Annotated in this window: 10 protein-coding genes; 4 read left to right on the forward strand and 6 right to left on the reverse strand. The window is 70.8% G+C overall.

What is annotated here, in order from left to right; all coding sequences use genetic code 11:
• Positions 1-129: 129 nt before the first annotated feature.
• Positions 130-1,743: an MFS transporter gene (locus NQU54_RS14945; protein ID WP_257631474.1), complete on the forward strand. Its 1,614-nt coding sequence runs from the start codon at positions 130-132 to the stop codon at positions 1,741-1,743.
• 135 nt (positions 1,744-1,878) lie between these two features.
• Complete coding sequence (trxA, locus tag NQU54_RS14950) at positions 1,879-2,247, forward strand: thioredoxin (protein ID WP_257631475.1); 369 nt, start codon at positions 1,879-1,881, stop codon at positions 2,245-2,247.
• 582 nt (positions 2,248-2,829) lie between these two features.
• Here the strand turns inward: trxA and NQU54_RS14955 are convergent.
• Complete coding sequence (locus NQU54_RS14955; RefSeq protein WP_257631476.1) at positions 2,830-3,480, reverse strand: TetR/AcrR family transcriptional regulator; 651 nt, start codon at positions 3,478-3,480, stop codon at positions 2,830-2,832.
• A gap of 96 nt (positions 3,481-3,576) precedes the next feature.
• Here NQU54_RS14955 and NQU54_RS14960 point away from each other — a divergent pair, with 96 nt between their 5' ends.
• The gene (locus tag NQU54_RS14960) at positions 3,577-5,205 is read left to right on the forward strand and encodes an MFS transporter (RefSeq protein WP_257631477.1); all 1,629 of its coding nucleotides are present in this window, start codon (positions 3,577-3,579) and stop codon (positions 5,203-5,205) included.
• A gap of 339 nt (positions 5,206-5,544) precedes the next feature.
• Here the strand turns inward: NQU54_RS14960 and NQU54_RS14965 are convergent, their stop codons facing one another.
• Together NQU54_RS14965 and NQU54_RS14970 are read right to left on the reverse strand one after the other, a co-directional pair.
• Complete coding sequence (locus tag NQU54_RS14965; protein WP_257631478.1) at positions 5,545-6,129, reverse strand: Uma2 family endonuclease; 585 nt, start codon at positions 6,127-6,129, stop codon at positions 5,545-5,547.
• Positions 6,130-6,240: 111 nt separating this feature from the next.
• Positions 6,241-6,855: a TetR/AcrR family transcriptional regulator gene (locus tag NQU54_RS14970; RefSeq protein ID WP_306278721.1), complete on the reverse strand. Its 615-nt coding sequence runs from the start codon at positions 6,853-6,855 to the stop codon at positions 6,241-6,243.
• Positions 6,856-6,926: 71 nt separating this feature from the next.
• Between NQU54_RS14970 and NQU54_RS14980 the strand changes: the two genes are divergently transcribed.
• Positions 6,927-7,511, forward strand: coding sequence for a peroxiredoxin-like family protein (locus NQU54_RS14980; protein WP_257631479.1), 585 nt, complete (start codon positions 6,927-6,929; stop codon positions 7,509-7,511).
• Between the two features lie 92 nt (positions 7,512-7,603).
• Here NQU54_RS14980 and NQU54_RS14985 read toward each other — a convergent pair whose 3' ends face one another.
• From NQU54_RS14985 to serA, 3 genes are all read right to left on the reverse strand, one after another.
• Positions 7,604-9,094: an MFS transporter gene (locus tag NQU54_RS14985; protein ID WP_257631480.1), complete on the reverse strand. Its 1,491-nt coding sequence runs from the start codon at positions 9,092-9,094 to the stop codon at positions 7,604-7,606.
• A gap of 74 nt (positions 9,095-9,168) precedes the next feature.
• Positions 9,169-9,954 (reverse strand): TetR/AcrR family transcriptional regulator, encoded by a 786-nt coding sequence (locus tag NQU54_RS14990; RefSeq protein WP_257631481.1) that lies wholly within the window; start codon positions 9,952-9,954, stop codon positions 9,169-9,171.
• Positions 9,955-10,164: 210 nt separating this feature from the next.
• Positions 10,165-11,766 carry a phosphoglycerate dehydrogenase gene (serA, locus tag NQU54_RS14995; RefSeq protein ID WP_257631482.1) on the reverse strand — a complete coding sequence of 534 codons (1,602 nt, stop codon included), beginning with the start codon at positions 11,764-11,766 and terminating at the stop codon, positions 10,165-10,167.
• Positions 11,767-11,945: the final 179 nt, after the last annotated feature.

Here is an 11,945-nt window from a genome sequence, read left to right on the forward strand (position 1 = left end):
CCCTCCCGCGCGGTCGCCGCGGCACCGCTCCCGGCGGTGACCGCGGCCAACGCCCCCCGCTCCACCTCCCCCTCATGCGACCGGACCTGTTCCGGCGCCGAGCCCGCATGCCCTTTTCGGAAGGACGACATGAGCATCAACCAGCCTCCCCAGGCGGCGCCCCAGCCGGCGAGCGACGGGGGCGCACCGGACGCGCGTCAGCTCCGCGCGATCCTGATCACCGTCTCGATCGCGCTGATGGCCGTCATCGCCTCGGTGTCAGGGCTGAACGTCGCCCAGACCCACATGGCCGTCGAGTGGGGCGCCTCCCAGACCACCGTCCTGTGGATCATCAACATCTACACCCTGGCCCTGGCCGCCCTGCTCCTGCCGCTCGGCGCGATCGGCGACCGGCTGGGCCGCAAGCCCATGCTGATCACCGGCCTGATCGTCTTCGGCGCGGCCAGCGTCGTGTCCGGGCTCGCCCCGTCGGCCGCGGTGATGATCGGCGCCCGCGTGGCCGCCGGCGTCAGCGCAGCGATGATCATGCCGATCACGCTGTCCGTCATCACCTCGACCTTCCCCGAGGAGGAGCGCGGCAAGGCCATCGGCGTGTGGACCGGCGTCGCCGGCGGTGGCGGCATCCTGGGCATGTTCCTCTCCGCCCTGCTGGTGGACGTCGCCGACTGGCGGTGGCTGTTCGTACTGCCCGTCGTCCTGGTCGCCGTCGCCCTGGCGATGACGTTCAAGTCGGTGCCCGACTCCCGCGAGCACGCCACCCACCCCTTCGACACCGTCGGCGCGCTTCTCTCCGTCGTCGCCGTGGTCGGGCTCATCTTCGTGCTGCAGGAGGGCCCCGAGCGCGGCTGGACCGACCCGGTCACCCTGGCCAGCCTCGCCGTCGGCGTGATCGCCTCAGCGGTGTTCGTCGCGTGGGAGCTGCGCCGTCGCGACGCCTCGCTCCTGGACGTACGCCTCTTCCGCGAGCGCGGCCTGGCCGGAGGCTCCATCACCCTGCTCGTCGTCTTCGGCGTCCAGGCCGGCATCGCCGTCGTCCTCTTCCCCTTCTTCCAGGCCGTGCTCGGCTGGTCGGGGCTGCTGTCCACCGTGGCGATGATGCCCATGGCCGTCATGATGATGATCACCTCCGGCCTGGCCCCCAAGATGGCCGCCAAGACCGGCGCCCGCTCCACCATGAGCGTCGGCATCACCCTGTCCACCCTCGGCCTCGCCCTGATGGCTCTGTTCGTCTCCGTCGACGGCGGCTACCTCTCCATCCTGCCCGGCATGCTCGCCATGGGCATCGGCATGGGCCTGGCGATGACCCCGTCCACCGAGGCCATCACCAGCTCCCTGCCCCGCGCCAAGCAGGGCGTCGCCTCCGCCCTCAACGACGTCACCCGCGAACTCGGCACCGCTCTGGGCGTCGCCCTGCTCGGCGCTCTCCTGGCCAGCGGCTACCGCAGCGCCATCGACGGCAAGCTCGCCGACATCCCCCAAGGGGCGGCCGACACCGCCCGCGAAGGCATCGCCAACGCCGTCGAGGCCGCACCCGGCACCGGCAACCACGCCCAGGACCTCATCGACGCCGCCCAGCAGTCCTTCGTCGACGGCTGGCAGCAGACCATGTGGGCAGGCGTCGCCGTCATGGCCGCCCTACTCGTCTACATCGCCCTACGCGGCCCGAAGAACACCGCCCCCCTCCAGACCGACGACGAGGCAGCCCCCGCATCGGCGACCGCCGGGAACGTCACCGCCCGCTGACCCCACGAGCAAGCACCGTGCGAAGCCCGCACGGCGAACGGCCGTCGGGCCCGGCACCCTCGTGCCGGGCCCGACGGCCGCACAGCGCCCCGAGCAGCGCCCGGCCCTCTCCCACCCCACACAGGAGCAACCCCCATGAGCACCATCGAGCTGACCGCGGACAACTTCGACGAGGTCATCAGCGGCAACGACTTCGTGATCATCGACTTCTGGGCCGAATGGTGCGGCCCCTGCCGCAAGTTCGGGCCCGTCTTCGAGCGGGTGTCCGAGACGATCGAGGACGTCATCTTCGCCAAGGTCGACACCGAGGCCCAGCGCGAACTGGCCCAGGCGTTCGAGATCACGTCGATCCCCACCCTCATGATCGTGCGCGAGCAGATCGCCGTCTTCCGCCAGCCCGGCGCCCTGCCCGAGGCCGCCCTGACCGGACTCATCCGACGGGCCCAGGACCTCGACATGGATGAGGTGCGCGCCCAGAGCAACGCCCCGAGCAACGAGCAGTAAGCGCCAACACCCCCAGGAAGCGCGACACTTCAGGCGTCGCAGGCCCGTCTCCGCCAGCACCCCGTCCGCCGCCGAGCCCTCCAGCAGAGGCGCAACATAGACGACGATCGCCGGTTAGGGAAACCGGCGATCGTCGAGACACTTGAAGTACCGGCCCAACCACTGCGCTCCGACTTCGGTCAGCGCTGCGCTCCCCCGATCGAAAGGCGCCTCATCACAAATCATCCTCGACGCGCTGTCGTTGCACGACCGCCCTGGAACAGGAAGGCGCAGGCTACAGAGAGTTGCAACCCCCTCCGGCTCGATACGACGGTCTGCTCATGATCGTCACCCGCGCGCTGTGCTCACCGGCAGCGGAATACCCGATCCACGCAGCAGCCGGTGCTCACCAAAACGCGGAACCTACACCGCCGCGGCGCTGAGCGCCAAGCGCTCCGCCGGAACTGCCCTGACCTGCCGTCGATCGTCAGCGGCACCGTCGTGGCTGGCCGCGCTCACGCGGCGGAGCCGCGCATACCCCGCGCCCCTTTCGGGGCGCCACCGAACCGCGGCCGACCAGCGCCGATCCGCTCAGGGCCGAGTTCAGCTCGCGGGGGCCTCGGGGGCTGCGGGAGTCGCGGGGGTCTCGGGCGCCTCGGGCGCTGCGGGCGCCTCGCCGAGGATCCGCCGCATCGCCTCGACCAGGTCGTGGGCGCTGGGCATGAGGTCGGGGTCGATGGCCATCTGGACGATCATCCCGCTCACCAGGGTCATGTAGAACGAGCCCATGACCCGCGAGGTCTCCTCGTCGACCTCGCTCTCGTCAACGCCGTGCATCATCCCCACCAGCCCCTGGCGCCCCTCCGGCTGGGCCCGCCCGAAGGCCGCGCGCAGCTCGGGGTCGTGTCGAACCTGGAGGATCGCCTCCAGCTGGGACCGCCACACCCCCTGGTGCTTGTCGAACAGCTCGAGCACCCGGGTCCACCGGGTCTCGAACCGCTCCCGCAGCCCGGCGTCCCGGCCGCCGCCGGCCGGTTCGTCCGCCTCGAAGGACCGCTGGACGTCATCGGCCCAGTCGCTCATGGAGGCGAAGAGCGCCTCCCTCATCAGGGCGTCCTTGGAGCCGTAGTGGTAGCCGATGGAGGCCAGATTGGCGCCCGAGGCGGCCACGATGTCCCGCGCCGTCGTACGGGACCAGCCCTTCTCCTCGAGGCAGCGCTTGGCCCCGGTCAGCAGATCCTCTCGATGTCCCATGCGGCCAGGGTATCCCGATCCCATACGACCGTCCTAGACGTTTGTTTTACACAGCCGTACTAGACGCTTGTTTAAGACGCTCGTATAGTCCCTGGCATGATCTCGACTTCCACCGGCCTCCGCGCCGGGCGCAGGGAATGGACCGCCTTCGTCGTCCTGATGCTTCCGCTCCTCCTGGTTTCCATGGATGTGTCGGTGCTGTACTTCGCGGTGCCGGCCATCAGCCGGGAGCTGCACCCCAGCTCCACTCAGCAGCTGTGGATCTTCGACATCTACGCCTTCGCCCTCGCCGGGCTGCTCATCACCATGGGCGCGCTGGGCGACCGCTTCGGGCGGCGGAAGCTGCTGCTGTTCGGGGCCGCTGCCTTCGGCGCCGCGTCGGTCGCGGCGGCGTACGCGCAGAGCGCCGAAATGCTCATCGCCGCACGGGCGGTGCTCGGAATCGGCGGTGCCACGCTGATGCCGTCGACGATGGCGCTGGTCCGCAATCTCTTCCTCGACGAGAAGCAGCGGGCCAAAGCGATCGCGATCTGGGCATCGGCCATGGCGGGCGGTGTCGCGCTGGGCTCGGTGATGAGCGGGGTGATGATCGAGCACTTCTGGTGGGGCTCGGTCTTCCTGATCAACGTCCCCGCGATGGTGCTGCTGCTGGCGCTGGTGCCGCTCCTGGTACCGGAGTTCAAGAACCCCGCGCCCGGTCCGTTCGACCTGCCGAGCGTGCCGCTGTCGATGGCCGCCGTGCTCCCGGTGATCTACGGACTGAAGAAGACGGCTGCCGACAACGGCCTCGGCCTGATCCCGGTGCTGTCCATCGTGGCCGGTCTCGCCATCGGCGCCGTCTTCGTACGGCGCCAACTCACCCGCCGCGCCGCGATGATCAGCCCCCAGCTGTTCCACCACCGCGGCTTCGGCCCGTCGATCGCGCTCAACGCGCTGGCCACCTTCGCCATGATGGGCTCGGCCTACTTCACCACCCAGTACCTTCAGTCGGTGCTCGGCAAGGGCGTGCTGGAGGCGGCGCTGTGGAGCCTGGCCCCGTCCGTCTGCGTCGGCATCGCCGGACCGGCGGCGGCCGCGGCGGTCCAGCGCGGTGCCAACCGGGCCTCGGTGATCGGCGCGGGCTTCGTCACCGGGGCCATCGGCTACGGGATTCTGACCCTGGCCGGGCCGGACTCGCTGTGGACCGTGCTGATCGGCGCCGCCGTCCTGGCCAGCGGGATCGTCGCGGTGATGTCGCTGGTCACCGACATGGCGATCGGCACCGTCCCGCCCGAGCGGGCCGGTTCGGCGGCCGCGCTGCTGGAGACGGGCCAGGAGTTCGGCGGGGCGATGGGCATGGCGGTGCTCGGCAGCGTCGGCACCGCCGTCTACCGGAGCGACGTCAAGGACTCGTTGGGCGGCGGACCGCCCACCGACGGGCTGCCCACCGACGCGCTCGACCGGGTGCGCGAGACGCTGGGCGCGGCCGTCGCGGTGGCCGGCCGGCTGAAGGGACAGGCCGGGGACCAGATGCTGGACGCGGCGCGCGAGGCGTTCACCCACGGGATGCGGATCGCGTGCGGCGCCGGGGCGCTGGTCCTGGTGGCGGCCGCGGTCCTGGCCCTGGTGACGCTGCGCCGGGTCGGGCCCGCCGGGCCCACGGCCGGGGGCACGCCCTCGACCGGCGGGGACGCGACGGCGGAGGGCGAGGAGACGGCGGGCCGCGAGGTGGCGCCGAGCCACTGAGCGGAGGAACGCCGGAGGGGACCTCGCCACGGTGAGGTCCCCTCCGGCGTTGTGCGCGAGGCGAGTTGACCGCCGCGCGGCGGCGCCTCACGGCCGTCCGCACACCGAATCCCCTTCGAACAAGGCGGCAACCATTTCCCGCTCGGCGGCAACCAGAGAACGGCGGCCGGACATGGCAGCCGAAGAGCTGAGCAGCCCCACGCGAGAGGAGTGACGCACCATGCGCATCCCGGCGAAGTAGACGGCTGCGCGGGCCCGGCGGGCACCTTCTCCCCGGACTACGCGTACGAGTTGGCGGGCTGACGGCCGGTCGACGCGGCCGCCTGCCCGCCGCTCCGGTCAGAGGTGGTCGATCTCCGTAAGGTCGATGTCGATCGTGAACGGGACCGAGACCTTCAGGCGGTCGCGGTAGATGCCCGTCGGCACGTAGGCGCGGGTCACCGGGTCCAGCTCGAAGACGTGGACCACCGGACGGCGCCCCTGCCCCTTCTCCACCAGCCAGAAGTACCGGATCCCCGCCTCGGCGTAGAGCTGCGGCTTGCGCTTGCGGTCGCGGTCCTCGGACTCCGGGGACACGACCTCCACCGCGAGCACGGCGTCGGCCGCGTCATACCCCGTCTCATCCGCCTCGGCCGATACTGCCTCCGCGCGCAGGACGGAGATGTCGGGCTCGGGGCGGTTGCGCTTGTCGAGGGCGATGGTCATCTCGCGACAGACTCGGAGCGACTCGGGCACCGATGCCCGGAGCCCCTTCTCCAGCAGATACATGGCCAGCGAATGAAAATGCCTCTGCGGGCTCACGAAGACGAGGCTCCCGTCGATCAGCTCAGTGTGCGGCGGGAGATCCGGCATGCGGTCAAGATCATCTGCGGTGAATCCGCCCGGGGGCGGAAAAGCCCAGGCCGGAAGCGGTTCAGCAGTCATGGTTCCTCCCATGGACGGGATTCTGGCCGCGTCACCAAGAGTAGCGGGCAGGAACGCCGGGGAGGCCACCCACACAGGTGAGCGGCGGCCCCGGCGTTGACGCGGACCCGGCTATGCGCCCAGCCCGCACAGGAAGACCTCCAGGCCCCCGAAGAACTCCCGCTCCGCCCCCACGCTCCGCGCCTGTCGTGCGGTGTCGGCCAGGTACGGGAACTCATCGGACGGCAGCTCGGAGATCGTGACCGTGCCCGCGCCGGACAGCGGTCCCAGGTGTTCGAGCTGGATCGCGCCGATCACATAGCCGAGCAGGGCGCGTAGGGCGAGCACTCGGCGTTCGCCGTCCAGGCCCGCCTCGGTGAGGATCGCGAGCACCGTCTCCGCCCACCGCAGTGAGCTGGGGGAACGATGCCGGTGGGCGAGGGTCAGCGGGAGGACCGCGGGGTGGGCGCCGACCGTGTCGCGCAGTCGGCCGACCATGGTCCGGAGCCGTTCGTCCCATGGGGCTCCGGAATCGGGCGGCGTGGTGTCGACGGCGCCGAGGACGCGCTCGACCACCAGCCCTTCGAGCTCCTCGCGGTCGTCCACATAGCGGTAGAGCCCCATCGTGCTCATTCCGAGTTCCTTGGCGACGGCGCGCATCGAGAGCCCGGCGAGCCCCTCGCGGTCGAGGACGGCGAGGGCGGCCGAGGCCAGCTGGTCGGGGGCGAGGGAGCGAGGTCGTGGCATGGCGGTTGACAGCGTACGGCATACGCCTACGCTGGTAGGCGTATGCCGCACGCTTACGAAGGGGGGCTCCCATGGAGCCCGGTTCCGTCATCTCCGCCCGTACCCTCACCCCGGTGACCGGGCCGGCCGTCGCCGTGCCCGACTCCAGCCGGCTGATCCACCTTCAGTTCCGGCGCTTCGCCGGATGCCCCGTCTGCAATCTCCATCTGCGGTCGATCGTGCGGCGCCACCAGGAGATCGAGGCGGCCGGAATCCGGGAGGTGGCGGTCTTCCACTCCCCCGCCGAGGAGCTGCGGAAGCACACGGACGACCTGCCGTTCGCCGTCATCGCCGACCCCCGGAAGCGGCTGTACCGGGAGTTCGGGGTGGAGCAGGCGCGCAGGGCCCTGCTCAGCCCGCGCGCCTGGGGGCCGATCGTATGGGCGCTGGTCACCGGGGTGTGGGCGGTCCTCCGCGGCCGGGAGAAGCTCCCCGCGCCCAGCCAGCCCGGGGGCCGTCTCGGACTGCCCGCGGACTTCCTGATCCTCGGGGCCGGCATCGGCGGGGACGGCCGCGTCGTCGCCGCCAAGCACGGCGAGCACGCCTATGACCAGTGGTCGGTGGATGAGCTGCTGGAGCTGGCCGCCCGCGCGCCGCGCCCCGACCCCGCCCCCTGACCCACCACCGCCGGAGGCCCTCCGCTCCGGCGATGGAGCGAAGGGCCCCCGGTCGCCCGGAATGTCCGGGACATCCCGGGTCCGAGCCGCCGTCAGCCCATATGCGCGGGCAGCGGGGTGGCGCCTTCGGCGCCCGGCTGCCGTACGGGACGCGGGGTGTTCATCAGCAGCGCCACGACCACCGCGGCGCCCACCAGGATCAAGGAGGAGACCACGAACGCCTGGGAGAAGCCCTCGACCAGACCGGCCTTGGCGGTCCGCGGTGTCATCTGCCAGGCGTGCGAGGCCATGTAGTCGGAGGTCACGCTGGTGGCGATGGTGTTGAGCATCGCCGTACCGATCGAACCGCCGATCTGCTGGGCGGTGTTGACGGTGGCGGACGCGATGCCCGCGTCCCCCTCCTCCACCCCATGGGTCGCGTAGTTCATCGCGGGCGCCATCACCAGGCCCATGCCGAAGCCGACCAGGAGCTCGGGGAGCAGCAGCCCGACCGCGTACGAGCTGTCGACGTCCAGGGGCACCAGCAGCGCGACACCCGCGGCCGCGATCAGCAGACCGGGCGCCACCAGCGGCCGCGGCGGCACCTTGGGGATGAGACGGGAGGCGACACCGCCCGCGCCGATCAGCACCGCCCCGGTCATCGGCAGGAACGCCACACCGGTGAGCAGCGCCGAGTATCCCTTGACGAGCTGCATGTAGTACGTGAGGAAGAGGAACATCGCGAACATGCCGACCACCGAGAGGCCGACCGCCAGATAGGCGCTGCCGCGGGTGCGGTCCGCCAGCACGCGCGGCGGCAGCAGCGGCCGCGCCACGCTCCGCTCCACCAGGACGAAGGCGACGAGCAGCACCGCGCCCAGGATGAGCAGTCCGGTCACCAGCCGGGAGTCCCAGCCCTTGGACTCGGCCTCGCTGCATCCGTAGACCACGGCCACCAGCCCGCCCACCGCCAGCAGCACTCCGGGAATGTCGAATCGGGCGCGGCCCTCGGTGCGGGTGTCGGCGGGCAGTACCGACCAGCTGATGGCGGCGACGATCGCGATCGGCACATTGACGTACAGGCACCAGCGCCAGTCGAGGTACTCGGTCAGCAGGCCGCCGATGACCAGTCCGATCGCACCGCCGCCCGCCGCGATCGCGCCGAAGATGCCGAACGCCTTGGCGCGCTCACGGGCCTCGGTGAAGTTCACCGCGAGCAGCGACAGCGTCGCGGGGGCCAGCAGCGCGGCGAACCCGCCCTGGAGGGCGCGGGCCGAGAGCAGCATCTCGAAACCGGAGGCGGCGCCGCCGAGCGCGGAGGCCCCGGCGAACCCCAGCAGGCCGATGAGGAAGGTGCGCTTACGGCCCGTGTAGTCCGCGATCCGGCCGCCGAGCAGCAGCAGACTGCCGAACGCCAGGGTGTAGGCGGTGATGACCCACTGCCGGTCGCCGTCGGAGATGCCGAGGTCCTTCTGGGCCGACGGCAGGGCGATGTTCACGACGGTGATATCGAGGACGATCATCAGCTGGGCCAGGCCGATGAAGACGAGGGCGAGCCAGCGCCGGGGATTCACCTCGGGCGGCGACTTCGAGAGCTGGGACATGGCGATGCCTTTCTGGTCTTGCGGAAGGCGAGCGGAGAGGAAGATCGGGAAGAGGAGGCGCCCGCGTCGGCGCCTCAGTGCGCGTCGGAACCGTCGTCCGGCCGGGCGTCGCGGGCGCCGCGAGCATCACGGGCTTCGCGGGCGTCGCGCGCTTCGCGGGCGTCGCGGGCGTCGGCGATCACTCGTTCCCGGAGGCGCTGGAACGCCACGGCATCGACGGCCGGACCGCCGAGCGGAGTGGTGGGGCGCGGGGTGCCGGTGGGGCGCAACCCGTCGATATAGACATCCAGTTGGCGATGGGCGAGGGCGTCATCGGCGGCGAACCGGCCGCCGCCGGGCAGCGGCCGCGACAGCCGGATGATCATCAGCGTGATGTCGCCGAAGACGACATCGAGCCGGATCAGCCCCTGGGCCTGGGCGCGCAGGAGCAGTGCGTCGATCGGGTCGACGGCATCGCCGGGGACGCCGTCGAGGATCTCGTGGACGGAGAAGCGGCCCAGCAGCGCGGGCATCACCGAGCCGAGCTTGAGATCGAGGGCGGCGTGCATGAAGCGGCGCAGCGCCAGATACGGATCGTCCTCCTCGGCGGCGGCCCGGTGCGCGGCCTCGCCCAGTGCGGTCAGCACATCGATGGCGACCCCTCGGTGCAGATCGACGCGCTGCGGAAACCGCCGGTAGAGGGTCGCGATCCCGACCCCGGCCCGCCGGGCTATCTCATCCAGCGGGGCGTCCGGCCCCTGATCGACGAAGACCTCGCGGGCGGCGCGCAGGATCTGCTCCCGGTTGCGCCACGCGTCGGCGCGCATGGGCGGCGGCACCGGGGAGTCGGCAAGGGCGTCGGCGTCGATGTGTGCGGACACGGGGCTCTCCTGACAGCGCATACCAAAGCTATGTGGAGAAATTTTCTCCACATAGCGATGAGCGTAGCGAGCCGACATCCATTATTCAACACATGATGAAAAAGATCCGGAACCCCTTCGGCACAGCTGTCGCCCAGGCCACACAACGATCTGGGCCCGGCCCCCCGCCGAAGCGGGGACCGGGCCCAGATGGGTGAGTGCCTACGCGGCTCAGACCAGATTGACCGAGCGGGCCGAGCTGGCGCCGATCTCCTCGGCGATCTCGGTGAGCACGGGCTGCGGAATGGTGTCGTCCACCGTGAGCGCCACCAGCGCGGCACCGCCCGCCGCCGCCCGCGAGACCTGCATCCCCGCGATGTTGATACCCGCCTCGCCCAGGATGCGGCCGAGCGTGCCGACCACACCGGGGCGGTCGGTGTAGCGGAGGAAGGCCATGTGGTCGGCGAGCGCCAGATCCACGTCGTACTCCCCAACCGCGACGATCTTCTGCTGGTGCTTGGGGCCGGCCAGCGTGCCGGAGATCGAGACCTCCTCGCCGTCCGACAGGGTGCCGCGCACGATCACCACATTGCGGTGTTCGGTCGACTCCGAGCTGGTGGTCAGCCGCACCTCGACACCGCGCTCCTGCGCGAACAGCGGCGCGTTCACATACGAGACGGTCTCGTCGACGATGTCCTCGAAGACGCCCTTGAGCGCCGAAAGCTCCAGCACCTTGACGTCATGCTGGGTGATCTCGCCGTACACCTCGACATCGAGGCGGACCGCGACCTCACTCGCCAGCGCGGTGAAGATCCGCCCCAGCTTCTCGGCCAGCGGCAGCCCGGGCCGCACCTCCTCGGCGATGACGCCACCCTGGACGTTCACCGCGTCCGGGACCAGCTCACCGGCGAGCGCCAGCCGCACCGAACGGGCGACGGCGATCCCCGCCTTCTCCTGGGCCTCACCGGTGGAGGCGCCCAGATGCGGGGTGACCACCACATTGTCGAACTCGAACAGCGGGGACTCGGTGCACGGCTCCTGGGAGAAGACATCCAGCCCGGCTCCGGCCACCCGGCCCTCCTTGAGGGCGGCGGCCAGCGCCACCTCGTCCACGATCCCGCCGCGCGCGGCGTTGACGATCCGGACGTCGGGCTTGACCTTGTGCAGCGCCTCGTCGCCGATCAGGCCGAGGGTCTCGGGGGTCTTGGGGAGGTGGACCGTGATGAAGTCGGAGACCTCGAGCAGCTCGTCCAGCGAGAGCAGCTTCACACCCATCTGGGCGGCCCGCGCGGGCTGCACATACGGGTCGTACGCCACGACCTTCATGCCGAAGGCGGACATCCGCTGGGCCACCAGGACACCGATGCGGCCGAGGCCGACGACGCCGAGGGTCTTCTCGCTCAGCTCCACACCGGTGTACTTGCTGCGCTTCCACTCGCCGTTCTTCAGCGCGGCATTGGCCTGCGGGATGTTACGGGCCGTGGCCACCAGCAGACCGCAGGCGAGCTCGGCGGCGGTGACGATGTTGGACGTCGGCGCGTTGACGACCATGACGCCCGCCTTGGTGGCGGCCGAGACATCGACATTGTCCAGGCCGACGCCCGCGCGAGCGACCACCTTCAGCTTCTTCGCGGCGGCGATGGCCTCGGCGTCCACCTTGGTCGCGCTGCGGACGAGGATCGCGTCCACATCGGCGAGGGCGGGAAGGAGCTCGGCTCGGTCCGCCCCGTTGCAGTGCCGGATCTCGAAATCCGGGCCCAGGGCGTCGACCGTCGCCGGAGAGAGCTCTTCGGCGATGAGTACGACGGGCTTACCAGTGGAAGCAGTGCTCACGTGGTCTTCAGTCCTCACTAGTCCTCAGCGGACGGCCGTCCCGACGGCCGCTGGCGGTGAAGGGGTCAGCCGCGTGGAAGACGCACGACGCTGTGAGCCTGACGCGCTTGCTGCTGATGAGTGTAGTGGCGGGGTGGGCTGCGTCCTTGGTGGGGGTGGGGGGGGGAACCCCGCGGGGG

It is taken from the genome of Streptomyces malaysiensis subsp. samsunensis, assembly GCF_024519315.1.
GTDB classification, from domain to species: domain Bacteria; phylum Actinomycetota; class Actinomycetes; order Streptomycetales; family Streptomycetaceae; genus Streptomyces; species Streptomyces malaysiensis.